The 23,011-nt window shown below is 69.8% G+C and carries 30 protein-coding genes; 19 read left to right on the forward strand and 11 right to left on the reverse strand.

Going from position 1 to position 23,011, the window contains the following annotated elements; genetic code table 11:
* Positions 1-969 (forward strand): FAD-binding protein (locus tag VGD44_RS19190; RefSeq protein ID WP_331089981.1); only part of this gene is annotated, 969 nt, incomplete at its 5' end.
* Here VGD44_RS19190 and VGD44_RS19195 read toward each other — a convergent pair.
* The gene (locus tag VGD44_RS19195; RefSeq protein WP_331089982.1) at positions 957-1,562 is read right to left on the reverse strand and encodes a hypothetical protein; all 606 of its coding nucleotides are present in this window, start codon (positions 1,560-1,562) and stop codon (positions 957-959) included. The two genes, VGD44_RS19190 and VGD44_RS19195, sit on opposite strands and share 13 nt — an antisense overlap.
* A gap of 50 nt (positions 1,563-1,612) precedes the next feature.
* Between VGD44_RS19195 and VGD44_RS19200 the strand changes: the two genes are divergently transcribed.
* The 12 genes from VGD44_RS19200 (at position 1,613) to VGD44_RS19255 (ending at position 7,849) form a co-directional block, all read left to right on the forward strand.
* Positions 1,613-2,227 (forward strand): TetR/AcrR family transcriptional regulator, encoded by a 615-nt coding sequence (locus VGD44_RS19200; RefSeq protein WP_331089983.1) that lies wholly within the window; start codon positions 1,613-1,615, stop codon positions 2,225-2,227.
* Positions 2,224-3,078: a carboxylating nicotinate-nucleotide diphosphorylase gene (gene nadC, locus VGD44_RS19205; RefSeq protein ID WP_331089984.1), complete on the forward strand. Its 855-nt coding sequence runs from the start codon at positions 2,224-2,226 to the stop codon at positions 3,076-3,078. The genes VGD44_RS19200 and nadC overlap by 4 nt, the downstream gene beginning before the upstream one ends.
* 103 nt (positions 3,079-3,181) lie before the next feature.
* Positions 3,182-3,874 (forward strand): PEPxxWA-CTERM sorting domain-containing protein, encoded by a 693-nt coding sequence (locus VGD44_RS19210; RefSeq protein ID WP_331089985.1) that lies wholly within the window; start codon positions 3,182-3,184, stop codon positions 3,872-3,874.
* A 60-nt stretch (positions 3,875-3,934) separates the two neighbouring features.
* Positions 3,935-4,090: a hypothetical protein gene (locus VGD44_RS19215; RefSeq protein ID WP_331089986.1), complete on the forward strand. Its 156-nt coding sequence runs from the start codon at positions 3,935-3,937 to the stop codon at positions 4,088-4,090.
* A 61-nt stretch (positions 4,091-4,151) separates the two neighbouring features.
* A complete protein-coding gene (locus VGD44_RS19220) occupies positions 4,152-4,364 on the forward strand; it encodes a hypothetical protein (RefSeq protein ID WP_331089987.1) in 213 nt (70 codons plus the stop codon).
* A 1-nt stretch (position 4,365) separates the two neighbouring features.
* Positions 4,366-4,602 (forward strand): hypothetical protein, encoded by a 237-nt coding sequence (locus VGD44_RS19225; protein ID WP_331089988.1) that lies wholly within the window; start codon positions 4,366-4,368, stop codon positions 4,600-4,602.
* Positions 4,603-4,717: 115 nt separating this feature from the next.
* Positions 4,718-5,083, forward strand: coding sequence for a metalloregulator ArsR/SmtB family transcription factor (locus VGD44_RS19230; RefSeq protein WP_331089989.1), 366 nt, complete (start codon positions 4,718-4,720; stop codon positions 5,081-5,083).
* Positions 5,080-5,610: an SRPBCC family protein gene (locus VGD44_RS19235; protein WP_331089990.1), complete on the forward strand. Its 531-nt coding sequence runs from the start codon at positions 5,080-5,082 to the stop codon at positions 5,608-5,610. The genes VGD44_RS19230 and VGD44_RS19235 overlap by 4 nt, the downstream gene beginning before the upstream one ends.
* Before the next feature lie 111 nt (positions 5,611-5,721).
* Positions 5,722-6,480: a DUF899 domain-containing protein gene (locus VGD44_RS19240; RefSeq protein ID WP_331089991.1), complete on the forward strand. Its 759-nt coding sequence runs from the start codon at positions 5,722-5,724 to the stop codon at positions 6,478-6,480.
* The gene (locus VGD44_RS19245; RefSeq protein WP_331089992.1) at positions 6,477-6,707 is read left to right on the forward strand and encodes a hypothetical protein; all 231 of its coding nucleotides are present in this window, start codon (positions 6,477-6,479) and stop codon (positions 6,705-6,707) included. Before VGD44_RS19240 ends, VGD44_RS19245 begins: the two co-directional genes overlap by 4 nt.
* Positions 6,708-6,754: 47 nt before the next feature.
* Entirely contained in the window at positions 6,755-7,285 is a 531-nt protein-coding gene (locus VGD44_RS19250; RefSeq protein ID WP_331089993.1) for a Rid family hydrolase, read from the forward strand.
* Between the two features lie 39 nt (positions 7,286-7,324).
* Complete coding sequence (locus VGD44_RS19255) at positions 7,325-7,849, forward strand: Rid family hydrolase (RefSeq protein WP_331089994.1); 525 nt, start codon at positions 7,325-7,327, stop codon at positions 7,847-7,849.
* 138 nt (positions 7,850-7,987) lie between these two features.
* Here the strand turns inward: VGD44_RS19255 and VGD44_RS19260 are convergent, their stop codons facing one another.
* The gene (locus VGD44_RS19260) at positions 7,988-8,674 is read right to left on the reverse strand and encodes a DJ-1/PfpI family protein (protein WP_331089995.1); all 687 of its coding nucleotides are present in this window, start codon (positions 8,672-8,674) and stop codon (positions 7,988-7,990) included.
* 81 nt (positions 8,675-8,755) lie between these two features.
* Between VGD44_RS19260 and VGD44_RS19265 the strand changes: the two genes are divergently transcribed.
* The gene (locus VGD44_RS19265; RefSeq protein ID WP_331089996.1) at positions 8,756-9,697 is read left to right on the forward strand and encodes a GlxA family transcriptional regulator; all 942 of its coding nucleotides are present in this window, start codon (positions 8,756-8,758) and stop codon (positions 9,695-9,697) included.
* Here the strand turns inward: VGD44_RS19265 and VGD44_RS19270 are convergent.
* On the reverse strand, positions 9,694-10,239 hold the full coding sequence (locus VGD44_RS19270; RefSeq protein WP_331089997.1) for a DUF1003 domain-containing protein: 546 nt from the start codon (positions 10,237-10,239) through the stop codon (positions 9,694-9,696). The genes VGD44_RS19265 and VGD44_RS19270 overlap by 4 nt on opposite strands.
* Before the next feature lie 59 nt (positions 10,240-10,298).
* On the opposite strand from VGD44_RS19270, the gene VGD44_RS19275 reads away from it, so the two are divergent.
* The gene (locus VGD44_RS19275; protein ID WP_331089998.1) at positions 10,299-11,120 is read left to right on the forward strand and encodes an SDR family oxidoreductase; all 822 of its coding nucleotides are present in this window, start codon (positions 10,299-10,301) and stop codon (positions 11,118-11,120) included.
* A 12-nt stretch (positions 11,121-11,132) separates the two neighbouring features.
* Here VGD44_RS19275 and VGD44_RS19280 read toward each other — a convergent pair whose 3' ends face one another.
* Complete coding sequence (locus VGD44_RS19280; RefSeq protein WP_331089999.1) at positions 11,133-11,996, reverse strand: cell wall hydrolase; 864 nt, start codon at positions 11,994-11,996, stop codon at positions 11,133-11,135.
* Between the two features lie 480 nt (positions 11,997-12,476).
* Here VGD44_RS19280 and VGD44_RS19285 point away from each other — a divergent pair, with 480 nt between their 5' ends.
* Positions 12,477-12,659, forward strand: coding sequence for a hypothetical protein (locus tag VGD44_RS19285; protein WP_331090000.1), 183 nt, complete (start codon positions 12,477-12,479; stop codon positions 12,657-12,659).
* Between the two features lie 160 nt (positions 12,660-12,819).
* Here VGD44_RS19285 and VGD44_RS19290 read toward each other — a convergent pair whose 3' ends face one another.
* The 5 genes from VGD44_RS19290 to VGD44_RS19310 all read right to left on the reverse strand — a co-directional run bounded on the left by VGD44_RS19290 (position 12,820) and on the right by VGD44_RS19310 (position 16,931).
* On the reverse strand, positions 12,820-13,797 hold the full coding sequence (locus VGD44_RS19290) for a hypothetical protein (protein WP_331090001.1): 978 nt from the start codon (positions 13,795-13,797) through the stop codon (positions 12,820-12,822).
* Positions 13,794-14,135, reverse strand: a complete 342-nt coding sequence (locus VGD44_RS19295) for a PadR family transcriptional regulator (RefSeq protein WP_331090002.1) — start codon at positions 14,133-14,135, stop codon at positions 13,794-13,796. The genes VGD44_RS19290 and VGD44_RS19295 overlap by 4 nt, the downstream gene beginning before the upstream one ends.
* A gap of 95 nt (positions 14,136-14,230) precedes the next feature.
* Positions 14,231-15,139: a DUF6999 family protein gene (locus VGD44_RS19300; RefSeq protein WP_331090003.1), complete on the reverse strand. Its 909-nt coding sequence runs from the start codon at positions 15,137-15,139 to the stop codon at positions 14,231-14,233.
* Positions 15,136-15,798 (reverse strand): iron-containing redox enzyme family protein, encoded by a 663-nt coding sequence (locus tag VGD44_RS19305; RefSeq protein WP_331090004.1) that lies wholly within the window; start codon positions 15,796-15,798, stop codon positions 15,136-15,138. Before VGD44_RS19305 ends, VGD44_RS19300 begins: the two co-directional genes overlap by 4 nt.
* Positions 15,795-16,931, reverse strand: a complete 1,137-nt coding sequence (locus VGD44_RS19310) for a beta-ketoacyl-ACP synthase III (protein WP_331090005.1) — start codon at positions 16,929-16,931, stop codon at positions 15,795-15,797. Before VGD44_RS19310 ends, VGD44_RS19305 begins: the two co-directional genes overlap by 4 nt.
* Before the next feature lie 128 nt (positions 16,932-17,059).
* Here VGD44_RS19310 and VGD44_RS19315 point away from each other — a divergent pair, with 128 nt between their 5' ends.
* Together VGD44_RS19315 and VGD44_RS19320 are read left to right on the forward strand one after the other, a co-directional pair.
* Complete coding sequence (locus tag VGD44_RS19315) at positions 17,060-17,947, forward strand: alpha/beta hydrolase (protein ID WP_331090006.1); 888 nt, start codon at positions 17,060-17,062, stop codon at positions 17,945-17,947.
* Positions 17,948-18,001: 54 nt separating this feature from the next.
* Entirely contained in the window at positions 18,002-19,225 is a 1,224-nt protein-coding gene (locus tag VGD44_RS19320; RefSeq protein ID WP_331090007.1) for a cytochrome P450, read from the forward strand.
* 6 nt (positions 19,226-19,231) lie between these two features.
* Here the strand turns inward: VGD44_RS19320 and VGD44_RS19325 are convergent, their stop codons facing one another.
* Positions 19,232-20,335, reverse strand: a complete 1,104-nt coding sequence (locus VGD44_RS19325) for an aromatic ring-hydroxylating dioxygenase subunit alpha (RefSeq protein ID WP_331090008.1) — start codon at positions 20,333-20,335, stop codon at positions 19,232-19,234.
* A gap of 33 nt (positions 20,336-20,368) precedes the next feature.
* Positions 20,369-21,370, reverse strand: coding sequence for a nitronate monooxygenase family protein (locus VGD44_RS19330; RefSeq protein ID WP_331090009.1), 1,002 nt, complete (start codon positions 21,368-21,370; stop codon positions 20,369-20,371).
* A gap of 171 nt (positions 21,371-21,541) precedes the next feature.
* Between VGD44_RS19330 and VGD44_RS19335 the strand changes: the two genes are divergently transcribed.
* Positions 21,542-23,011 (forward strand): DEAD/DEAH box helicase family protein (locus VGD44_RS19335; RefSeq protein ID WP_331090010.1); only part of this gene is annotated, 1,470 nt, incomplete at its 3' end.

A 23,011-nucleotide genomic window follows, 5' to 3' on the forward strand; every position in this document is an offset into this window, starting at 1 on the left:
CTCGAGATCACCGCCCGCGCGGTGATCCTCGCCACCGGCGGCATCGGCGGCCTCTACGCCGTCACCACCACGCCGGCCGAGCTGAAGGGCGAGGGCCTGGCCCTGGCCGCCCTGGCCGGCGCCACCATCGCCGACCCCGAGTTCGTGCAGTTCCACCCAACGGCCATCGACATCGGCCGCGATCCTGCCCCGCTCGCCACCGAGGCGTTGCGCGGCGAAGGCGCGAAGCTGATCGGCGGCGACGGCCGGCCCTTCATGGCCCGCTACCACAAGGACGCCGAGCTCGCCCCGCGCGACGTGGTGGCCCGCGCCATTCACGCCGAGCGGCTAGCCGGCCGCGGCGCCTTCCTCGATGCGCGCGACGCCGTGGGCGCCCAATTCCCGGACGAGTTTCCGGCCGTCTTCGCCGCCTGCATGGGCGGCGGCGTCGATCCGCGGGTGCAGCCGATCCCGGTCGCGCCGGCCTGCCACTACCACATGGGTGGGATCGCCACGGACACCCACGGCCGCACCAGCCTGGCCGGCCTGTATGCGGCCGGCGAGTGCGCCTCGACCGGCGTGCATGGCGCCAACCGGCTGGCGTCGAACTCGCTGCTGGAGGCCGCCGTCTTCGGCCGCCGCGCGGGTGAGGCGGCGCGCGAGGCGCCCGCCGCCTCGACCCCGCCGCTGCGGACGCCCATCGGGCCCGAACTGGCGGCCCCAGCGCTGGCGGCCCTGCGCCAGGCCATGAGCCGCGACGCGGGCGTGGTGCGGGATGCGGCGGGCCTCACCCGCCTCATGGATCAGATCGCGGCGCTCGAGGCGGCGCACGGCCGCGCCGCGCCGCTGGTCGCCGCCCGCCTGGTGGCCGAGGCGGCCCTGGCCCGCCGCGAGAGCCGCGGCGGCCACTTCCGCGCCGACTACCCCGAGGCCCGCGCGCCCGAGCGCACCTTCGTCACGGTGGCGGAGCGCGCGTGTCAGGCCGCCTGAGGCCGCATCCGGCCCTTCACCGCCGCGGCGATCCGCAAGGCCAGCGCCGCCACGATGAGCGCCACGGCGGGCCCGGCGATGGCGGGCTTCTCCATGAGGCGGCTCACATAGCTGTTGGCGAAGATCACCAGCACCCACCAGCCGCCCACCGCGTGCAGCAGTTTCCAGCGCTTGAAGCCCATCCACCGTTGCGCCGCGTCGTTCGACGTCAGCGCCATCAGCGCGATCATCACATAGGCCCCGCCGCCCACGAGGTAGACGAACAGCGGCCGGGTCTCGCCGAAGGTGGAAACCGCGGCGACCACGAAGCCCAGGTGCACGAAGTGGTTGGCAGCGAACGCCAGCCCGATCGCCCGCCGACGCCGCAGCAGAGCCGCGCGCCAGCCGCCCGGCCACAGCCTGGCCAGCGACGAGGCGCTCCAGGCGGCGATGAAGAACGGGAAGGCCCAGCGGGCCGTGATCGCCGTCCCGGCCAGCACGCCCTCGCGGGTCCAGCCGCCATAGGCCTGCATGAAGCCAAGCCCCAGCGACAGCGCCGCCAGAGCCGACGCCAGAACGATGGTCCCCGTGGGGGTCCAAGTGGGAATCCGCATGGCCGACCCTCTTGTCATACTCTCAGTATGATCGACATACCGAGAGTATGATGTCAACGGCCCCGCTCACAAATCGCGATCGCCTCGTCGCGCAGGCGCGCCGCCTGTTCGCGGAAAACGGCTTCGCTGCGGTGTCGGTGGACGAGGTCGCGGCCGCCGCCGGCCTGACCAAGGGCGCCGTCTACTACCAGTTCAAGGACAAGACCGACCTGTTCCGCGCCGCCTGCGAGGCGGTGATGGCCGACGTCGCCCGCTACGTCGATCTCTCCACCATGGCCGAGAGCCCCCACCCGCTGGAGGAGATCGTCATCGGCGGGGCCAAGATGTTCGACGCCTACGAGGCCGCCGACGCGCGCCGCCTCCTGCTCATCGACGGCCCCTCGGTGCTGGGCTTCGAACAGTGGACGGCGCTGCAGGAGCCGGTCTGCATCGGCCTGATCGCCCACGCCATGGGCCACCTGGCCGAGGCCGGTCTGCTGGACGAGGCGATCGTACCGACCCTCTCGCACCTGGTCTTCGGCGCCTTCGTGCAGGGCGCGCTCCGGATCGCCGTCGCGGCGGATCCGGCCGCCGCCAGCCTCGAGGTCCGCGCCGCCACTCTCACCCTGATCCGCGGGTTCCTCGTGGGCGTCACCCATCAGGCCCAAGCCCAGAGTCCCCCATGAGCCTCGAACCGCTTCCCGACCTCTTGATCGCGCCCGTCATCCGCGCCGCCCTGACCGAGGACCTGGGCCGCGCGGGCGACATCACCGGCATGGCCTGCATCCCCGCCGACGCCCGGCTCACCGCCGACTTCGCCTGCCGCCGGGGCGGCGTGGTGGCCGGACTGTCCTGCATCCGCCTGACGCTGGCCGAGCTCGATCCGTCGGCCGCCTGCGACCTGCTGACCGCCGACGGCGTCGTCGTCCCCGCCGGCACGACACTGGCCCGCGTGAGCGGCAACGCCCGGGCCATCCTCACCGCCGAGCGCACGGCGCTCAACCTGCTGGGGCGACTCTGCGGCATCGCCACCCTGACCCAGGACTACGTCGACGCCGTCGCCGGCACGAAGGTCAAGATCACCGACACCCGCAAGACCACGCCAGGCCTGCGGGCGTTGGAGAAATACGCCGTCCGTTGTGGCGGCGGGGTGAACCATCGTTTCGGCCTGGATGACGCCATCCTGATCAAGGACAACCACGTCGCCGCCTGCGGCTCGGTGGGCGAGGCCGTGCGCCGCGCCAAGGCCTTCGCCGGCCACCTCGTGAAGGTGGAGGTCGAGGTCGACAGCCTGGTCCAACTCCAGGAGGCGCTCGCCCACGCTCCCGACGTGATCATGCTCGACAACTTCAGCCTGGCCGACCTGCGCGAGGCGGTGCAGACCGTCGACGGCCGCGTCACCCTCGAGGCGTCGGGCGGCGTCACCCTGGAGACCGTGCGCGCCATCGCCGAGACCGGCGTCGACGTGATCAGCGTAGGCGCCCTCACCCACTCGGCCAGGGTGCTCGACATCGGCCTCGACGCCGTTGGGAACTGAAGGCCCGCTCGGGCGGCGTACGGAACGCGTCGTTCGAACGTAGTTACCGGAAAATTAACGGTCCGAGGCGAACGCTGGAGCAGCCCACAGGGGGATATGCTCCATGCGATTCTCGACGCTCGCGGCCGTTGCAGCCCTCACCACGACGCTTTCGGCGGGCGCGGCTCAGGCCGCCACCACCATCGTCGTGGGCGGCCCCGGTAAGCCGGACGCCGGCGACTGTGCGCCCTTCAGCTGCGCCCAGCGCTACCAGCAGGCCTTCGACTCCAGCCTGTTCGCCGGCGAGATCACCATCGTGGGCCTCACGTTCTACAACACCGAGCGTTCGCCGGGCGCACTGGCCGAGGGCGACTACACCGTCCGCTTCTCGACAGGCGGCGGCCAGGTGGGCGCGCTCAGCAACACCTTCGCCAACAACCTGGGCGTCGTGCATGATTTCTTCGCCGGCCACATCTCCGGCCCGGCCTCGCCCAGCTTCACGATCGCCGGCGCGGCGTTCACCTACAATCCGCTGACCGACGGCGACCTGCTGCTGGACATCACCAGCAACGCGCCGCTGGCCTTCTCGGTCTACATGGATCACCGCACCGAATTCGCGGGCTTCCAGCGCCTCGTCAACTTCAGCAACCGCGCCACCGGCAGCCTCGGGGCGAACCAGGGCTTGGTCACCGGCTTCGTCGTCGAAGAGGCGATCCCCGAGCCGTCGACCTGGGCGCTGATGATCCTGGGCTTCGGCGCCGCCGGGGCGATGCTGCGCGGCGCGCGGCGCGGCGCACGGGCCCACACCGGAGGCTGACGGGCCGCCGGAACCGTGGCTGCAGTACCGGGTTGACCTCCATCAGAGGAGGACAACCTCATGGCTTCCAAAGCGCCCCCGATCCCGCCTGCCCAGCGCTCGTCACCCGGCGACAAGCCGCACCTGCGGGGCGACGGCATCGGCCGTCGCGCGTCGTCCGACCGGCCCAGCGGACCACAGCAGAACACCCACCACAGCCACCAGCAGGACCGCTGACGCCGAGCGGCAACCAACCCGCGGCCCATCGGTTGACGTCATCCACACGGAGGACGACCCCATGGCCTCGAAAGCGCCACCGATCCCGCCGGATCAACGCTCCAGCCCGGGCGAGAAGCCCCACATCGAAGGTTCGGACATCGGCCGTCGCGACCGCGTGACCGGCGTCCAGTCCGAGCAGCCGGGCGACGACGACGTCAACCTGAAGTCCCAGGGCCGCCACGGCAATCTCGCCCAGAACACCACCCACCAGGGCAACGTGCAGGACCGCTGACATGCCGGACAAGCACCCCAACACCGAACGCTGGGGCGGTCCGGGCGCGAGCCACGAGGACCGCTCGAAGCCCCAGCCGCCGAAGCCGCCCCGCAGCGGGCGCGCCCCGGACGAGCCCACCAACACCCCCTTCAGCCACGTCTCGGGCGGCGGCGGCGAACGCGACCGCCACCACGCCCACGACGTGAAGGGCAAACGCGACACCGAAGAGAACAGCATCCAGCGCCGCAAGCCCTAGCGGAGCCCAAGCGAGGGCCGGGCCGTCATCACCGACATGATGGCCTGGCCGGTGCGCGTCGAAATCATCAACCAATCGGTTGACAATCGACGGTCGCAATTCCATTCTCAACCACATGGTTGAATTACAGCCCGCCGACGGCCGACTCGACGCCGTCTTCCACGCTCTCGGCGACGCCACGCGCCGCCAGATGCTGCGCAGCCTGTCCGGCGGCCAGCGGACGGTGGGCGAGCTGGCCGCGCCGTTCGACATGTCGCTGGCGGCGGCCTCAAAGCACATCAAGGCGCTGGAGCGCGCGGGCCTCGTGCGCCGCACCATCCAGGGCCGCACCCACCTCTGCCGCCTCGAGGCCCGTCCGCTGGAGGACGCCCACGAGTGGATCGGCTTCTACCAACGCTTCTGGGGCGACCGGCTCGACATCCTCGAGACCCTGCTGCGCCAGGAAGACGCCCCCAAGCCCTCCCAAGGAGACGACCAATGACCGAAGCCGCCACCCTCGACGCCTATGGCGTCGTCACCGAGCGCGCCACCGTCCGCATCCAGCGCATCCTCCCCGGCCCCGTCGACCGCGTCTGGGCCTATCTCACGGAGAGCGAGCTGCGCGGCCAGTGGCTGGCCACCGGCGACATGGACCTGCGGGAGGGCGGCAAGGTCGAGCTGGTCTGGCGCAACGACGACCTCACCGGCCGCCGCGAGCAGCGCCCGGAGGGCTTCGAGGAAGAGCACCGCCTGGAAAGCGTCGTCACCCGCATCGATCCGCCGCGCCTTCTCAGCATCGAATGGAGCGGCGGCAGCGAGGTGACGTTCGAACTGGAACCGCAGGGCGCCGAGGTCCTGCTCACCGTCACGCACCGCCGACTGCCCGACCGCGGCATGATGCTGGGCGTCTCGGCGGGCTGGCACGCCCACCTCGACGTGCTCGTGGCCCGCTTCCGCGGGACCGAGCCGCCGCTGTTCTGGAGCAACTGGAAGCAGCTGCGGGCGGAATACGACGCGCGCCTGCCGTAGTTGAAGCCCGGCGTAAGCCGGCGTTCAGGGACATCGGAACCTGCGCGCCGGCCGCCCGGCCGCCGTCGTATTAGCGCCCGAGGGGGCTCGTTCAGAGACAGGAGTCCAGCCATGCAAACTCCCCCGATCGTTTCCCCGCAGGCGTGGAAGGCCGCGCGTGAAGAGATGCTCGTGAAGGAGAAGGCGCACACCCACGCCCGCGACGCACTCGCCGCCGAACGCCGGCGCATGCCGTGGGTGGAGGTGGACGGCCCCGAGGCCTACCGGTTCGAGACGAAAGACGGCCCGAAGAACCTCATCGAGCTGTTCGAGGGCCGCCGCCAGCTCATCCTCTACCGCGCATTCTACGAGCCAGGCGTCGAAGGCTGGCCTGAGCATGGCTGCGTGGGCTGCTCGATGGTGGCCGACCACGTGGCCCACCCGGCCCACCTGAACGCCCGCAACACCACGCTCGTGTTCGCCTCCCGCGCGCCGCAGGCCGATATCGCGCGCCTCAAGAACCGGATGGGCTGGCAGCACATCCCGTGGGTCACCATCACCGACAGCTTCGACGCGGACTTCGACGTCGACGAGTGGCACGGCACCAACGTGTTCTTCCGGGACGGCGACCGGGTGTTCCGCACCTACTTCATCGACGCCCGCGGCGACGAGCAGATGGGCGGCGTCTGGAACTACCTCGACATCACGCCCCTCGGCCGCCAGGAGGCCTGGGAAGACTCGCCCGAGGGCAATCCGCAGACCCCGCCCTACAAGTGGTGGAAATGGCACGACAGCTACGGGCCGCAGGCCGCGCCCGATCCCGAGCGGGTGAAGGTGTCGGACGCCGGCGGGAAGACGTCCCGCGACCAGGGCGCCGGCGCGCACGCATGAGGCCCATCCTCGCAAGCGCCGCCGCCTGGCTCAACCTCGCGGCGGCGCCGACGTTCGCCGCCATGGCGCTGGTGACGGGCGCGTTGGACGCCCGGGCGAGCGTCGCGCCCTGCGGGCCGCCGTCCGCCGCGCCGCTGAGCGGTATGGTCGTCATGTACCTCCTGATGAGCGGCTTCCACCTGGGCCCGTGGTTGCGCTTGGCGGCCCCTCGGCGCGCGCCCTCATAACTTCCCGGCATTGGCGAGGGTCGCGGTCGGCCGCCTAGGCTTGCGGCATGCTCAAGCCCGGCCGCCCTGCCTTCGCCCTCGCCCTCGCTGTGGCCTCCACGGCCCTGGCCCAGACGACTTATCCCAAGATCATCCCCGCGCCGGGCGGCCACGTCGTCATCACCAACGCCGCGGCGCAGAAGGCCTACGACGAGATCCGCTTCGCCCCGGCCCGCCGCGCCGGCGACTTCCTCCACATCTCGGGCCTGGTGATCGCGCCCTACGGCGCCGAGGGCCGCGATGTGGATTCGTTCAAAGCCCACACTCGCCGCGCCTTTCGCTTCCTTGACGCCACTCTGAAGGCCGAGGGCCTGACATTCGCCGACGTGGTCATGATCAACACCTTCCACGTCTGGAACGCCCCTGGCTTCAAAGGCACGCGCGACCAGCAGTTCGAGGCCTTCAGCGCGGTGAAGGACGAGTTCATGCCCCCGCCGCACCCGGCCTGGACGGCGGTCGGAACCACCGAACTCCTCGGCGACAACGGCGTCGTGGAGATGCAGATGATCGTGTACGCCCCGCGGCCCGCCGCTCGCTGACATCTTGGCGGGCCGGCGGGCGCAGGCTTATGTCCTACCATGCTCAAGCCAGCCCTGATCGCCGCGCTCGTCGCGGCCGCCACCGCCGTTCACGCCCAGCCCGCCCCTTCGGGCTATCCGAGGATCGTCCCGTCGGCCGGCGGCCACGTGGTGATCCAGAGCGGCAATGCCCAGCGAAGCTACGACGAGTTCAAATACGCCCCGGCCCGCCGGGCCGGCGACTACCTCTACATCTCTGGGGTGATCGCCGGCCCGCGCGGCGGCCAGGCCCGGGACGCCGCCGCCTTCACCGACCAGACGCGGCAGGCGTTCCGGATCATCGACCAGATCCTCAAGGCCGACCGACTCACCTTCGCCGACGTGGTGACGATCAACACCTTCCACGTCTGGAACGGCCCCGGCTTCAACGGCACGCGCGATGAGCAGTTCGCAGCCTTCGCCAAGGCGAAGGACGAGTTCATGCCGCCCCCGCACCCCGCCTGGACCGCCGTCGGCACGACCGGCCTGCTGGCCGACGACGGCGTCGTCGAAATCCAGATGATCGCCTACGCGCCCAAGAAGTAGCCGCCGCCCAGCGCGCCGCGGCCGCCGCGCGGCGGCCGGCGCCCGGGTGCGCCGCGGCGGTCTCTGGGCGAAGACCTCGACGCCGTCTCGCTCCGCAGTCAATTCGCCTTCTAGACCCGCGGGCGGAGCCCGGGGCGCTTACGCCGGCTCCGTGCGCCGGGAGGCTTCCAGTGCGGCTTCCGAGCGGCTGTCGGTCGCGCTCGCCATCCGGGCTTTCACCTGGGCCAGGATCTCGGGCCGCGCCAGTTCCGGCCGCCCGGAGTGGAACGGCGGATCGGGCGCATATTCCAGGCCCAGCTGCACGGCCTCGGCGTAGTCGCGGCCGGCCAGCTCCTCCAGCATCACGAAACCGAAGTCGATGCCCGCCGTCACGCCGCCGCCGGTGATGGTGTTGCCGTCGCGGACCACCCGCTCCTCGCCGACGATCGCGCCGAACGGCTCCAGCAGCGAGCGCCACGCCCAGTGGCAGGCCGCCCGCTTGCCCTTCAGGAAGCCCGCCGCCGCCAGGATCAGCGACCCGGTGCAGACCGACGTCACGTACTTGGCGTCCGCGCCCAGCCGTCGGACCTGCGCCATGAACGCCTCGTCCAGCATCGCCGCCGTGGTCCCGAAGCCGCCGGGGATGCAGATCACGTCGCAGCGGTCGACCTTCGAGAGATCCGCGAGGTTGGTGAACGTCAGGCCCTCGGCCTCGATGTCCTGGCCGCCCAGCGAGGCCACGATCGTCTCGGAGCCGGGCGCGCGCGACAGAACCTGGTGCGGGCCGGTGAAGTCGAGGTGGGTCACCCCCGGATAGAGCACGAACAGGATCTTGAGCGTGGACATGGAGGGCCTCCTGCAATTGACGAGCGCAGGCTAGGCGGCGCATGGTCTGGCCGAAATGACATTGTTCCCACAATTTCTGCCATGACCCGCAAGATCGCCGTCGTCGTGTTCCCGAACTTCCAGCTGCTGGACGCGGCCGGGCCGATCTCGGCCTTCGATATCGCGAGCCGTTTCCGCCCCGGCGCCTACGAGATCCACGTCCTGGCCCCCGGCGGCGGCCACACGCCGTCCAGCGCCGGCGCCGGCTTCGCGACGGAAGGCCTGTCGGAAGGCGACTGGGACACCATCCTCGTCTCCGGCGGCGACGCCACGAAGGCCCTCAGCGAGTTCGCCGAGATCGTGGACTGGCTGAAGCGCGCCGCCCCCGACGCCCGCCGGGTCACCAGCGTCTGCTCCGGCGCCTACTTCCTGGCCGAGGCCGGCCTGCTCGACGGCCGCCGCGCCACCACCCACTGGAGCCGCACCGACCACTTCGCCCGCCGCTACCCGAAGATCCGCCTCGAGGCCGACCGCATCTTCATCCGCGACGGCGCCGTCTGGACCTCGGGCGGCATCACCGCCGGCATCGACCTGACCCTGGCGCTCATCGAGGACGACCTCGGCCCCGAGGTCGCCCGGCGCACCGCCCAGCAGCTGGTGGTCCACCAACGCCGGCCGGGCGGCCAGTCGCAGTTCTCGGCCCTGGTCGAGATGGGCGGGGCCAGCGGCCGTTTCGGCGAACTGATGGACTGGATGCGCGCCAACCTCGCCGCAGGGCTCACCGTCGAGCGGCTGGCCGAGCAGGCGGCCATGAGCCCGCGCAACTTCGCCCGCGCCTTCACCGCCGAGACCGGAACCACGCCGGCCAAGGCCGTCGAGCGCCTGCGCCTGGAGGCCGCGCGCACCGCCGTTGAGACCGGCCACGCCCCCATCGACCGCGTCGCCGAGACCGTAGGCTTCGGCGACCCCGAACGCATGCGCCGCGCCTTCCTCCGCGCCTTCGGCCAACCGCCCCAGGCGCTGCGGAGGGCCGCGCGCGCCTAGCCGCCCGTCCCCTGCCCGCGCAGGATCCGCAGGGACTCGTTCTGGCGCTTGATGATGCCGAGGAGTTCGCGCTTGCGCATCGCATCGACCTTGTCGTGCAGGTGCATGATCTCCAACTCGGCGCGCAGGTTGACGATGTAGTCGTGCTCGGCCGCCACGCGGTCGCGGGCCGCGGCGCGGTTCTGGCTCATCATGATGATCGGCGCCTGCACGGCCGCCAACGTTGACAGGATCAGATTGAGGAAGATGAAGGGATAGGGGTCGAAGGCCGTGCCGAGCCCCCGGGTCAGCACGTTCCAACCCATCCACAGCGCCAGCGCCACGCCGAACCCGACGATGAAGCCCCACGATCCGCCCACCGAGGCCACCCGGTCGGCCAGCCGCTCGCTGCGGGTCCGCTCGTCGAGATGCAGCCGCGGATCCAGGCCCGTCGGCGCCTCGTTGGCGATCAGGTCGATCACGCTTCGCTGCACGGGAGTCAGGCCGCCGTAGGGCGCGCCCAGCAGGTCCTTGGCCAGTTGCTCGCGGGCATCGGTCGTCATCCGGCTTTCCTCTTCACGGCGCAGGCGGTGTAACTTCGCAGCATATGGGGGGTTTCGTGATGTCGGCGATCAGCAAGGCCCAGGCGGACGGCCGCCGGGCGATCTTCATCACCGGCGCGGCCAGCGGCATCGGGCTTTCCACCGCCAAGCGCTTCGCGGCCGGCGGCTGGTTCGTGGGCCTGGCCGACATCGACACACGGGGCCTGACGGCTGCGCTGCAGGCCATCGGCCCGGCCAACGGGATCATCTGCAACCTCGACGTCCGCCACCGCAGCGGCTGGAAGCGCGAGCTGGAAGCCTTCGCCAAGGTCACCGGGGGGCGGCTGGACGTCCTGATGAACAACGCCGGAATCGCCAAGGGCGGCTACCTCGAGGCCCAGACTCCCGACGAGGTCGACCTGCAGGTGGACGTGAACCTGAAGGGCGTGCTGAACGGCTGCCAGGCCGCCTTCGACCTGCTGGCCGCCACGCCGGGCGCGCTGGTCGTCAACGTGGCCTCCGTGGCAGGCGTCGTCGCGCCGCCGCGCATGGCCGTCTACGCGGCCACCAAGTTCGCGGTGCGCGGCCTTTCCGAGGCGCTGGAGGGCGAGTTCGCCCGCATCGGCGTGGGCGTCCGCTGCATCATGCCCTGGTTCATCGACACGCCACTGCTGGACAAAGCGCGCTTCCACGGCAACGAGGACCTGCGGGTGTCGCTGCGCCACGAGAAGGTGCCGGTCTACCCGGTCGAGGACGTCTCAGACGCCGTCTGGGCCGCCGTCCACGGCAAGCCCCGCCTGCATCACCTGGTCGGTGGCCAGGCCCGCCAGATCGGCTTCCTCAACCGCTTCCTGCCCGAGTTCGTCCGCAAGCGCCTGCGCCGCCAGATCGAAGCGCTGTAGGGCGCCGAGGGCCTACGACGCCCCTGCCGCCGGCTGGGCTGGGGCGAGGCGGGCTTCGTCGGCGGCCGGCGTGGCGGCGCCCGTCGCGGCCGTGGCCTCGGCGGCGGCCGGCGAGGCCGGCTCCAGCGAGGTCTCGATCGCCTGCTCCATCGTGGGCGCGATCCGCAGCTCCGGCGCCGGGCCCGACGCGGCGCCCGCGGTCAGCAGCGCCTGCTCCACGGCCGGCGGCGCGGCCGGGGCCGTGCGCAGGCGGTAGGGGGCGAACTTGTAGAACACGTGCGCGCCCACGTTGGCCACGCGCAGCATCTGTGGCGCCCAGATCGGCGACACGGCGGTCGTGTGGAAGTGGGTCGCCGCCCCGATGTCGGCGCGCGCCGCGCCGGCCAGGGCGCGGGCGGCCACGTTGCGGGCGCGGTTCCACGCCAGCAGCTCCTTGCGCTTCCGCATCGATCCGTCGCAGGCGAAGCTGAACTGGCAGCCGGCGCGGCCGGCGCCCTGGAACACCACGCCGCAGACGCTCTTCGGGAAGGCCTTGTGCTTCACCCGGTTCAGGACGACCTGGGCGACGGCGGCCTGGCCGCGCGGGCTCTCGCCCCGGGCCTCGAAGTAGACGGCGGTGGTCAGGCACTCGAGGTCGGCGCGGCGGGGCGTCTTCTGGCGGGCCTTCTCGGCGCGGGCCGGAGCCATCACTGCATCCAGCGCGCCCTGGAAGCCGTATTGCTCCAGGCCGACGCGCAGGCCGCGGCCTTCGGTCTCGAGGTGCGAGACCGTGTAGCCGTTGGCGGCCACATCGGCCAGCCGGACGGCATAGGCGTGTTCGGCCGCGTGGCCGGCCATGCCGAAGATCAGGAAGGCGGCGCCCAGGCCCAGGCCCATGCCTGCACCCGACAAAACGGCGCCGAACGGCCCACGCCAATTGGCGAGCGCCTTTACGGAAAACTGCAAACGGAACGGTCCTCAGCGGCGAGGGCGTACTTGCCCCCCAACTCACGTGTCGCCCCGGGCGCCCCTGCACATGCTGGCAGCGTCCGCCGGCAGGCCTGCTCCCCGAGATCCGTTTTGGGGGCAAGCGACGGCAAATGGTGAAGCGTGTATGAATGCTGGAAGCGTGGCTGGCAACACTTTTTTGCGCCGCAGCATTAACGCTGGGCGGCCGCCCAAGGCCCGCTCAGGTCGGGCCAACAGCGTAGCTCTCTGACAACATAAGAGTTTTTCAGGAAGCTCGCACTTGTCTGAGTTTAGACTTCAACTTCTTCCAACTTCTTCTGTAACCATGTTCGTTTACTCTATCTTGGCCGCACGGAAGCTTAAGTGGAACAATAAGCTTGGCCGGGGGTTCTCCCCCTTGGAGGATCCATGCGCACACTGACATCTCTGATGGCCGCCGCGGCGGCGCTCGCCCTCTCCGCCTGCGGGCACAATGTGGAGCAGCGGGCTGCCACCGGCGCCGTGGCCGGGGCGGTGGTCGCGGGTCCGATCGGCGCGGTCGTGGGCGCCGGCGCGGGCGTGGTGGTCAGCAAGACCAACGACCGCCGATAGGCCTGATCTGCGGCGCTCCGCCGCATCTGACGCCGGCCCTGCTGCGTAGTTCCCCGTGAGGACAAGCGGGGGAGCGCAGGATGCGCAATCTCATCATCGCCCTGGCCACTCTGGTCGGTGTGCTGCTCATGGCGGCCAGCGCGGTGAGCCACGGAACCTTCTAGGCGGGCCTGGAGGACGGGCCGACGCTGAACCGCACGAACTGGCGCAGCCGCCAGGCCTCGAAAGCGGCCAGCCACAGGAAGATTCCGATCGCCACGCCGATCCCCACCCGGAAGCCGCGGTCGAAGTTCGTCTGCAGGGTCGCCAGCACGTCGGGCTGGATATGGTCGGCGCTGACCAGCACGAAGTGACCCGCCTGGATGACGCCCGTGAGGATCGCCGCGCCGGCCAGGTTGCGGGCGATGGCCAGGCCCGCGTTCAGCTTCACCCGCCCGGGCCGCAGCAGGGCCTGGGTGTTCACCGCCAGCTCGCCCAGCAGGTAGGCGAGGATCGGCCAGAAGTAGGCCGTCCAGACCGGCGCCAGGTCCACGCGCAGCTCCACGCCCGGCATCACGTTCCGGAAGTGGATGACGCCCGTCCACCACAGAAGGGCGACGAAGCCCATGCCGAGCTCGACCATGATCTCGAACCGCCCCTTCGTGCGGCCCCGCGCCGGCGGCAGGTTGCGCGGCTTCCACCTCGCCAGCACGCCCGGCTTGCCCCACCGCTCGACCGCCGCGCAGAACAGCGTGACGGCGCCGAAAGTGAAGACCAGGGCCAGCGTCAGCGATTCCGACGCCCGCGTCGCGACCTCGTCGGCCTCGCCGCCCGCGAACACCCTGATGAAGGCCAGCACCAGATAGACCGCGGCGACCACCAGCAGCGAGGCGCGCAGGCCCGCCCACCAGAACGGGAACATCTCGGGCCCGATCAGGTGCTGGGTGCGGCGATAGCGGCCGGCGACCAGCAGCGGGTTCCCGAACTCGACGAGGTGGTTCTCAAGTTCCTCGCGTTCCAGCGGGCGGCCCAGGCCGTCCTCCTTGGCTTCGACGCCCGACATCAGCTCGTCGCGCAGTTCGGCGGTGATGTCGGCGCGCTGCGCCTCGGGCAGCTCGCGGGCGATGGCCGCGAGGTAGCGCTCGATCAGGTCGGTCATTGGGGCGTCCTCAGGATGGCGTCGACCGAGGCGTTCAGCCCGGTCCACTCCTCGACCAGCCGGTCGAGGACGGCGCGGCCCTCATCGGAGAGCCGGTAGAAGCGCTTGTTGCGCCGCTCTTCCTCGCGCCACTCGCTGGTCAGGAGGCCCTGGGTCTCCAGCCGGCGGAGCATCGGATAGAGCGCGCCTTCGTCGATCTCGACCCCGGCGCCGGCCAGCGCATGGCGCAGCGTGTAGCCGTAGTGCTCGGACCTGAGCTGCCCCAGCACTGCCAGGATCAGCGATCCGCGGCGCAGCTCCAGTCGGAGCGTCTCGAAGATGTCGGTGTCATTTGGCATCGTGCTGTGCGTCATACACTGTATGATACACAGTGTCTAGCACATACTATGTGGCGCACAGCAAGTTTGCGTAGACCGTTGAGGCGCCGGGGTCGCTACGCCGCGATCGGGTTGCGCGGATCCAGGGGCAGCCCCTGCGCCTGCCGTCGCTTCAGCAGCCGCAGCCAGCCATGGAACGCCTCGCAGTCCAGGCCATGCATCATCAGCCGATAGCCAGCCTGCAGGGTCGAGAGCGGCACCAGCGGATGGCCGTTCTTCACGAACGACATGTGGTAGTCGGTGCCCAGGATCTTGCCGATGTAGATCGCCACCGTCTCATCCAGCTGCAGGCTGTTCGACGCGCGGATGAAGTCCGCCCGCGGCAGCATCAACGCATACAGCGGCGTGTAGATCTCGATCGCCGTCTGCACGTCGGCGAAGTTCAGCGGCCCGTTCGGCAGCCGCGCCAGCTCGATCGGATCGTCCGAGATCGGCGAGAAGTCGACCCGGTCCACGGGAACCAGGTCACGCCCCTGCGCCCGCAACGAGGCGTTCAGCTGGATGATGAAGTTGAAGACGTTCAGGTCGTGCTGGAGGAACACGTTGTCCTCCAGGTCCTTCAGCGTCCGCGGCCGCAGCGGCACGGTCTCGACGTCGACCGGCCCCGCGTTGGCCTTGATGAACGCCAGCAACTCCGTGCCGATATGGAAGTGCCGCAGGATCAGCGTGTTGGCGTCCGGCGTGCAGAACACCTTCAGGCCCCAGTGGATCAACCGGTGCAGCAGTCCGTTGAGGTTGGGGTGATGCGGCGACAGGCCCCTGAGGATCTTCACGAGCAGGAAGAAGGCGAACACCGCCGGCCGCACCACCGGGAACATCCAGCGCCGCGACCAGCTGCGGTTGCCGCGCAGCAGCGCCATCTTGGCCCCGGGGTCGATGGGCAGCGAGTTGTCGAGATAGAGCGCGAGCCACGGGTCCGGGTCGCGCGGGTCGTAGTCGGCGAGATCGAACGCGCGCTCGCTCACCCGGTGATCTCCTCGATCTGCAACGCATAGAGACGCGCCGTGACCTCAGCCGTGCGCACGATCCGTGCGGCCACGGCCGGATCGGGCAGGACCAGCCCCAGCATGGCCTCGAACTCGCCGATATGCTCGGCGTCGTTCTCGCCGTGATACAGCAGGAACCGCACGGCCTCGTCGGGCAAGGAGAGCCGATCGCGCACCAGCGCGCCCCATTCGGCCGCCTTGATCGAGCCCAGACCCTCGATGATCCACATCGCGCCCAGAAGGCCGAACGGATTGGGCTTCGACGCCTCGTGGAACATCCACGCCGAGAGCGCCTCGGATCCGATGTTCTTGGGCGCGGTCTCGATCTCCTCCCGCGCGCCGCCGGCGGCCACGTAGTCGGCGTCGAGAAGGCGGAAGTCGCGGTGCTCGGTCACCGCATGCCGCATCAGCTTCGAGCGCAGCTCCAGATGCGCTTCGTCGATGTTGGACGCCGCGCGCGACATCCACAGCGCCCCGTCCTTCACCTGCTGGCGCAGGCCGATCAGGAAGGCGCGGTAGTCCTCCAGCGAGAAGCGCCCGCGCGTCAGCTTCCGGATCAGCGGCGTCGCCTCGAGCCGCCCCTCGAAGTCGGCGAACACCACCGTCAGGCGGCGCAGGACGTCGGCTGCGTCGCTCATACGGCCTCCAGCAGCATGAAGCCCACGAAGGCCCGCCCGCTCTCAGGCACCACGCACAGCACCTTCTCGCCCCGTTTCAGCCGCCCGGTCTTCAGGAAGGCGTCCAGCATGACCCAGATCGACGCCGAGCCTATGTTGCCCACGGCGGCCAGGTTCGAGAACCACTTCTCTTCCGGGACCATCCCGGCCGTCTTCTCCAGCAGGCTCACGATCTCCTCGCGCAGCGAGCGGGCCGAGTAGTGACAGAGCAGGTGGTCCACCTCGGCGGGCTGGATCCGCCCCTGGTCCACCTTCTCCAGATAGACGCCCACCCAGGCCCGGATCACACGCTTCAGCAGCTCGAAGTCCTGCAGCAGCGCCACGGCGCCGGCGGCGTGCGCGGCCGGCGGGCCGACGTGGCTCCAGGTCGCGAGCGGGTCGGCGCGGGCTTCCACCGGGGCTCCGGCCCACATGCAGGGATCGAAGCGTCCCGCCAGCGAGACCAGGTCTACGAATTCCACCCGCAGCGATCGGCCATCCGGCCGCGGCTTCGGCTCCATGACCACCGCCCCAGCGCCGTCCGACAGGGTGAAGCGCAGGTAGTCGGCCTCCGCGCGCAACCGCCCCTTGGCGTCGACCAGCGAAGTCCCCTGGTAGAACTCGGGACGGAACCACCGCGACGAGAATTCGCCTGCGCACGAAACGGCCACGTCATGCTCGTTGGCCCGCACCTGCAGCCAGGCCGCCTTCGCAGCCATGAGCGACGAGCCGCAGACCGACTGGAAGCTCGCGATCTCCAACGGACCGCCGCCCAGTTCACCGTGCACCGCGGCCGCGTGGCCCGGCACGAGATAGTCGCCCTGCGTCGTCGCCGCCGCGAGGAAGCTCAGGTCCTCGCGGCCAAGTCCCGCCGCCTCCAGGGCGCCTCGCACAGCCTCGGCGGTCATGCCCGCGTTGGACGTGTAGGGAACGCCGTCGGTTCCCAGCGCATAGTGCCTCGTCTCGACGCCGTTCCAGCGCAGCGCGCGCCGGCCCAGCAGGCTGTCCCGACCGCCGATGCGGCCGAGGAAATCCTCCATCCGGTCTACGCCCACGGGCAGGCCGGGGAGCGAGACTCCGGTCCCGGTGATGTACGCGTCGCGAAGCGCCGGCATATCGCAGGAGTAGCATTCTGGCCGGGGAACGCACGCTGATTGACGACGTGCCCTCTTGGGCCCGCCTGAACCTCCCGCGGTCGGCCTGGACCTGTTATCTACAGTGTAAACACATAGAGGACACGCCGATGATCCGGGCCGCGCTCGCCTTCGCCGCCGCGCTGATGCTGTCGACCGCGGCGCACGCCGCCGACAAGTACGCGACCAACAACGGCGTGAAGATCCACTACGTCGCCCAAGGGCAGGGCCCGCTCGTGGTGCTGATCCACGGCTTTCCCGACTACTGGGCCACCTGGAAGCCGCTGATGGCCGAGCTCAACAAGGCCGGCTACCGCACCGCCGCCCTCGACACCCGCGGCTACAACCTCTCGGACAAGCCGCAGGGTGTCGCCGCCTACGCCATGCCGAACCTGATCGGCGACGTGGCCGCCGTCATCGCCGCCGAGGGCGAGAAGAACGCCACGATAGTCGGCCACGACTGGGGCGCCGCCATCGCCTGGCAGACCACCTTCTTCCGGCCCGACCTGGTCAACAAGCTCGTCATCATGAGTGTGCCCCACCCCACCGGCATGGCCCGCGAGATGGCCACCAACGCCGACCAGCAGAAGAACAGCCAGTACGCCCGCAACTTCCAGCAGGAGGGCTCGGAGAAGAACCTCACCGCCGAGGGCTTGGCCGGCTGGGTGAAGGACCCCGCCGCCAGGCCCGACTATGTCGAGGCCTTCAAGCGCTCCGACTTCGCCGGGATGATGAACTACTACCGTGCCAACTATCCCCGCGGCGTCGGCCAGACCGCCGCCCCGCCGCCCGCGCCGCCGCGCATCAAGGTCCCGGTGCTGGTGATCCACGGCATGAAGGACACCGCCCTCAACGCCGCCGGCCACTCGGGCACCTGGAACCACGTCGACGCCGACACCACCATCGTGATGTTCCCGCATGCCGCCCACTTCGTGCAGCACGACGCCGCCGCCCAGGTGAACCGGACCATCCGCGACTGGCTCGACGCCCGGAAGTAGGGCTTGCGCCAGGGCCGCGGTCGGCGCTGACTGAACGCCGATCAGGAGGAACCCATGTCCGAGACGAAGGCGCCCGAGCAGGACCTGCCGACCGGCTTCCAGATCATGGAGATCGACCCGGACTTCCGCGCCGATCCCTACCCGCGGCTCGCCGACCTGCAGAAGCGCTGCCCGGTCCATCACGACCCGGTGCTCGAGTCCGTCGTCCTGTCCAGCTACGACGACGTCCGTTCGGTCGTGAACGACCGCGGCCTCTGGCGGAACCCGGCCCGCGGCAACCCGCGCGCCGTCTTCTCCCGCGTCTCGGACGTTTCGGGCGAGCGGCCGCAGTCGATCCTGTTCATGGACGATCCCGACCACGCCCGCGTCCGCGGCCCCCTAACCCAGGCCTTCTATAAGCGCGCCGCGAAGATTAAGCCGCAGGTCGAGGCGATCGTTGACGAGGTGCTGGACGGGCTGGCGTCTCGGCCGTCCTTCGACGTCATCGCTGATTACGGCGTGCCGGTGCCGATCCTGGTGATCGCCGCCGTGCTCGGCATCGAGAAGGGCCGCCTGCGCGAGTTCCGCGAGTGGTCCGAGGGCATCATCCACGTCCTGAACGCCCTCCGCACGCCCGAGCAGGAGCAGGCGCTGTTGGCGGCGGGAGACGCCCTCACCAGCTTCTTCGCCGAGGCGATGGCGGACCGTCGCGCCAACCCGAAGGACGACCTGATCACCGACATGGTCCAGTTGCAGGCCGCCGGCGCCGAGCTCTCGGACGACGAGATCAGCGTCAACCTCCAGGGCCTGCTGGTCGGCGGCAACCTCACCACCACCGACCTGATCGGCAACGGCGTGCGCGCCTTCCTCACCCACCCGGACCAGCTCGCCAAGCTGCGCGCCGACCCCAAGCTCATCGCCGCGGCGATCGAGGAGGTGCTGCGTTGGGACCCGCCCATCACCATGACCGGCCGCGTGGCCTCGCACGCCATGGAACTCGGAGGCGAGGCGATCCAGCCCAAGGAGGCGCTCATCAGCCTGCTGCGCGCCGCCAACCGCGACCCGACCGTCTTCGACGACCCCGAGCGCTTCGACATCGCGCGCAAGCACACGCCCCACATGGCCTTCGGCGGCGGCGCCCACATCTGCATCGGCGCGCCCCTGGCCCGCATGGAAGGCCAGGTCGCGCTGTGGAAGCTCTTCGAGCGCTTCCCGAACCTGAAGCTCGCCGACCAGGAGCTGACCTACCGCGCCCTGCCGGGGTTCCGGGGGCTGGAGAAGCTGGTGGTGGAGATCTAGGAGCGCCTATTCAGCAGCCGCCCGCGCCTCTGGGATGAACATCGCCATCTTCTCGGCGAAGCCTTTCAGGCACACCTCGGACGGACCCAGCGGCCCCGTCTCGTAGCCGGAGCTCTCCATCCCTTCCTGCACGCGGCGGATCAGCACCGTGTCCTCCGCGTTGACCTGGCGATTGATCCGCCAGTTGAGATAGCGGGCGGCCTTCACCTCGCGCCGCGCGTCGGGCCGGACGTAGGCGATCTCGCGGATCACCGTCTCGGTGGCCGAGATCGGGATGAACTGCATGAAGTCGATCTGGTCGGGATAGACGTCGAACGCCACGTTCGGCCAGAGCTTGTAATAGTTCCACCGCCGCTGCTCGCGGCCCTCCAGGTGGTCGAACTTCGGCAGCAGCGCCTGGTAGTTCCGCTCCACCCAGTTGGCGGACGGCTTCTCCACGATGTCGCCCCACATCTTGTCGACCCAGGGCGCGGCCTCGATGCCGTAGCTGGTCCCGAACAGCCGCGTCAGCCCCGGGTGTGCGACCGGGATGTGCAGGCTGTCCGAGTAGTTGTCGCCGATGTTCTTCCAGTTCACCGGCCGGGGCCGGAGCGTCACGCGGCCCTGCGGCTGCAGGTCGGCCGGGCAGTGCGGCGCTAGCTCCTCCGCATAGGGCGCGAACATCTCGGCCACGCTGGGCAGTCCGGATTCGAAGCGCACGAAGATGAAGCCCAGGAAGATCTCCTGCTCGATGGGCTTCAGGCCCAGCTCGTCCGGCTCCAGCCCCTCGAACCCCTGCCATGGCGGCACATTCGCCAGCCGTCCGTCCAGCCGGTAGCTCCAGGCGTGGTAGGGGCAGACGATCCGGTGGCCGCAGTTGCCCTGGTTCCCGTCCGCCAGCCGCGAGGCGCGGTGCCGGCAGACGTTGTGGAAGCTGCGCACCTCGCCATCGTCCCCGCGCACGGTCAGCACCCGCTCGCCCAGGAAGTCGAAGGCCTGGTAGTCGCCCGCCTCGGGGATGTCGTTCAGGTGGCAGACCACCTGCCACGACGTGCGGAAGATGGTCCGCCGCTCGCGCTCGAAGAACGCCTCGTCGGTGTACATCCAGGCGGGAAGACTCTGCACGCTCATGCGTGAGAGTTCTTCCACGCCCAGCGCCGGCTGTCAGCCCGCCGCGACGGCCACCCGCGCCGCGCCCAGGAAGCCGGTGAGCCTGCGCGTGATGATCTCGTCAGCCTCGGCCATGATCCGGTCGATCAGCTCCTGCACCGTCGGCACATCGTGGATCAGCCCCACGACCATGCCGCAGCTCCAGCCGCCGGCGTCCATCTCGCCCTTCTTCATGATCGCCGGATAGACGCCCGCCACTTCCGGGGCGATGTCGGCGAAGGTGATCTTGTCGCCCAGGGTCCGCTCCTTCTTGAGCAGCCGCTCCACGCCGGCGTTGGTCAGCACCCGCTCGGTGTTGCGCAGCGGCCGCATGATCAGCCGCGTGTCCAACTCGTTCGCGGCCAGGATGGCGTCCTTCACGTTCTGGTGGATCGGGGCCTCGACGGTCGCCATGAACCGGGTGCCCATGTTCATGCCCTCGGCGCCGAGCGCCAGCGCCGCCACCAGTTGACTGCCGGTGGCGCAGCCGCCCGAGGCCACGAAGGGGATCTTCAGTTCCTCGGCGGCGCGGGGCAGCAACACCCAGTTGCCGACGTCGTCCTCGCCCGGATGCCCGCCACACTCGAAGCCGTCGACGCTGACCGCATCGCAGCCGATCGCCTCAGCCTTCAGCGAGTGGCGGACCGAGGTGCACTTGTGGATCACCTTGATCCCGTTCTCCTTCAGCGCCGGCAGCCACTTCTGCGGGTTGTTGCCCGCCGTCTCGACGATCTTGATCCCGCCCTTAATGATCGCCTCGACGAAGCCCGGATAGTCCGGCGGCGTCACGGCCGGCAGGAAGGTCAGGTTCACGCCGAACGGCTTGTCGGTCATCTCCCGGCAGCGGGCGATCTCCTTGGCGAGGTTCTCCGGCGTGCCCTGCGTCAGCCCGGTGATGATCCCGAGCCCGCCCGCGTTCGAGACCGCGGCCGCCATCTCGGCGTAGCCCACCATGTGCATCCCGCCCTGGATGATCGGATGCTCGATGCCGAAGAGTTCGGTGATGCGGGTCTTCACGGGGGCGTCTCCTTCAACGTGCGTTTACATTGTATTGGACCGCCTGCGCCCGCAAGCCACCGCCGCGTCACCCTTCTCACCGCAAGCGCACGAAGCTGCTGACACTCTGCTGTCAGCAGACCCGGCGCAGAGAGGTGGCGAACCCTGCCCGGAGCGCCTAACTTGCACGCCATGCCCGCCCCCTCCGCGCCGTCCGGCGTGTCCGACATGTCGGCCGCGTTCGACTACGACGAGAACACCATGCCCATGCTCTGGAAGCCGCACCGACCGGTGCGCCCGGAGAAGAGCGAGGGCGGGCGCAAGTTCAAGCTCTCCAGCGCCTACGCCCCGGCCGGCGACCAGCCGACCGCCATCGCCGAGCTCGTGGCCGGGATCGAGGCCAGCGAGCACGAACAGGTCCTCCTGGGCGTCACCGGGTCGGGCAAGACCTTCACCATGGCCAAGATCATCGAGGAGACCCAGCGTCCCGCCCTGATCCTCGCCCCCAACAAGACGCTGGCCGCCCAGCTCTACAGCGAGTTCAAGAGCTTCTTCCCGGACAACGCCGTCGAGTTCTTCGTCAGCTACTACGACTACTACCAGCCCGAGGCCTACGTGCCGCGGACCGACACCTACATCGAGAAGGACTCCTCGATTAACGAGCAGATCGACCGGATGCGCCACTCGGCCACCCGCGCGATCCTCGAGCGCGACGACGTCATCGTCGTGGCCTCGGTCTCCTGCATCTACGGCATCGGCTCGGTCGAGACCTATTCGGCCATGACCTTCTCGCTGACCCCGGGCGACCGGATCGACGAGAAGAAGCTCATGGCCGATCTGGTGGCCCTCCAATACAAGCGCAACGATCAGGCCTTCGAGCGCGGCAGCTTCCGCCGGCGCGGCGACACCCTGGAGATCTATCCGGCCCACTACGAGGACCGCGCCTGGCGCATCTCGCTGTTCGGCGACGAGATCGAAAGCATCACCGAGTTCGATCCGCTCACCGGCAAGAAGACCGCCGACCTGCAGGGCGTGAAGATCTACGCCAACAGCCACTACGTGACGCCGCGCCCGACGCTCCGCCAGGCCATCAACCAGATCAAGAGCGAGTTGAAGGAACGCCTCGACTGGCTGGTCGCCAACGGCAAGCTGCTGGAAGCCCAGCGCCTCGAGCAGCGCACCACCTTCGACATCGAGATGATCGAGGCCACCGGCAGCTGCGCCGGCATCGAGAACTACAGCCGCTACCTCACCGGCCGCCGCCCGGGCGAGCCGCCGCCGACGTTCTTCGAGTACATCCCGGACAACGCGCTGCTCTTCATCGACGAGAGCCACCAGACGGTGCCACAGATCGGCGGCATGTACCGGGGCGACTACCGCCGCAAGTTCACCCTGGCCGAGTACGGCTTCCGCCTGCCCTCCTGCATCGACAACCGCCCCCTCAAGTTCGAGGAGTGGGATGCCATGCGGCCGGACAGCGTCTTCGTCTCGGCCACGCCCGGCCCGTGGGAGATGGAGCGCACCGGCGGCGTCTTCGCCGAGCAGGTGATCCGCCCCACCGGCCTGATCGACCCGCCGGTCGAGGTGAAGCCCGTCACCAAGGGCGGCTTCAGCCAGGTGGACGACGTCATCGACCAGGTCCGCCAGGTGACCCAGCAGGGC

This window comes from Phenylobacterium sp. (genome assembly GCF_036402295.1).
In the GTDB taxonomy this organism is placed as follows: domain Bacteria; phylum Pseudomonadota; class Alphaproteobacteria; order Caulobacterales; family Caulobacteraceae; genus Phenylobacterium.

Bases quoted from the DNA above. Each gene is read 5' to 3' on its own strand.
- VGD44_RS19275 (WP_331089998.1), top strand. From the start codon at position 10,299: ATGTCGGCGATCAGCAAGGCCCAGGCGGACGGCCGCCGGGCGATCTTC.
- VGD44_RS19305 (WP_331090004.1), bottom strand. From the start codon at position 15,798: ATGAGCGACGCAGCCGACGTCCTGCGCCGCCTGACGGTGGTGTTCGCC.
- VGD44_RS19285 (WP_331090000.1), top strand. From the start codon at position 12,477: ATGCGCACACTGACATCTCTGATGGCCGCCGCGGCGGCGCTCGCCCTC.
- VGD44_RS19260 (WP_331089995.1), bottom strand. From the start codon at position 8,674: ATGTCCACGCTCAAGATCCTGTTCGTGCTCTATCCGGGGGTGACCCAC.
- VGD44_RS19315 (WP_331090006.1), top strand. From the start codon at position 17,060: ATGATCCGGGCCGCGCTCGCCTTCGCCGCCGCGCTGATGCTGTCGACC.
- VGD44_RS19195 (WP_331089982.1), bottom strand. From the start codon at position 1,562: ATGCGGATTCCCACTTGGACCCCCACGGGGACCATCGTTCTGGCGTCG.
- VGD44_RS19200 (WP_331089983.1), top strand. From the start codon at position 1,613: ATGTCAACGGCCCCGCTCACAAATCGCGATCGCCTCGTCGCGCAGGCG.
- VGD44_RS19265 (WP_331089996.1), top strand. From the start codon at position 8,756: ATGACCCGCAAGATCGCCGTCGTCGTGTTCCCGAACTTCCAGCTGCTG.
- VGD44_RS19215 (WP_331089986.1), top strand. From the start codon at position 3,935: ATGGCTTCCAAAGCGCCCCCGATCCCGCCTGCCCAGCGCTCGTCACCC.
- VGD44_RS19295 (WP_331090002.1), bottom strand. From the start codon at position 14,135: ATGCCAAATGACACCGACATCTTCGAGACGCTCCGACTGGAGCTGCGC.
- VGD44_RS19320 (WP_331090007.1), top strand. From the start codon at position 18,002: ATGTCCGAGACGAAGGCGCCCGAGCAGGACCTGCCGACCGGCTTCCAG.
- VGD44_RS19270 (WP_331089997.1), bottom strand. From the start codon at position 10,239: ATGACGACCGATGCCCGCGAGCAACTGGCCAAGGACCTGCTGGGCGCG.
- VGD44_RS19220 (WP_331089987.1), top strand. From the start codon at position 4,152: ATGGCCTCGAAAGCGCCACCGATCCCGCCGGATCAACGCTCCAGCCCG.
- VGD44_RS19255 (WP_331089994.1), top strand. From the start codon at position 7,325: ATGCTCAAGCCAGCCCTGATCGCCGCGCTCGTCGCGGCCGCCACCGCC.
- VGD44_RS19240 (WP_331089991.1), top strand. From the start codon at position 5,722: ATGCAAACTCCCCCGATCGTTTCCCCGCAGGCGTGGAAGGCCGCGCGT.
- VGD44_RS19235 (WP_331089990.1), top strand. From the start codon at position 5,080: ATGACCGAAGCCGCCACCCTCGACGCCTATGGCGTCGTCACCGAGCGC.
- VGD44_RS19250 (WP_331089993.1), top strand. From the start codon at position 6,755: ATGCTCAAGCCCGGCCGCCCTGCCTTCGCCCTCGCCCTCGCTGTGGCC.
- nadC (WP_331089984.1), top strand. From the start codon at position 2,224: ATGAGCCTCGAACCGCTTCCCGACCTCTTGATCGCGCCCGTCATCCGC.
- VGD44_RS19325 (WP_331090008.1), bottom strand. From the start codon at position 20,335: ATGAGCGTGCAGAGTCTTCCCGCCTGGATGTACACCGACGAGGCGTTC.
- VGD44_RS19290 (WP_331090001.1), bottom strand. From the start codon at position 13,797: ATGACCGACCTGATCGAGCGCTACCTCGCGGCCATCGCCCGCGAGCTG.
- VGD44_RS19210 (WP_331089985.1), top strand. From the start codon at position 3,182: ATGCGATTCTCGACGCTCGCGGCCGTTGCAGCCCTCACCACGACGCTT.
- VGD44_RS19230 (WP_331089989.1), top strand. From the start codon at position 4,718: ATGGTTGAATTACAGCCCGCCGACGGCCGACTCGACGCCGTCTTCCAC.
- VGD44_RS19280 (WP_331089999.1), bottom strand. From the start codon at position 11,996: ATGGGCCTGGGCCTGGGCGCCGCCTTCCTGATCTTCGGCATGGCCGGC.
- VGD44_RS19310 (WP_331090005.1), bottom strand. From the start codon at position 16,931: ATGCCGGCGCTTCGCGACGCGTACATCACCGGGACCGGAGTCTCGCTC.
- VGD44_RS19225 (WP_331089988.1), top strand. From the start codon at position 4,366: ATGCCGGACAAGCACCCCAACACCGAACGCTGGGGCGGTCCGGGCGCG.
- VGD44_RS19245 (WP_331089992.1), top strand. From the start codon at position 6,477: ATGAGGCCCATCCTCGCAAGCGCCGCCGCCTGGCTCAACCTCGCGGCG.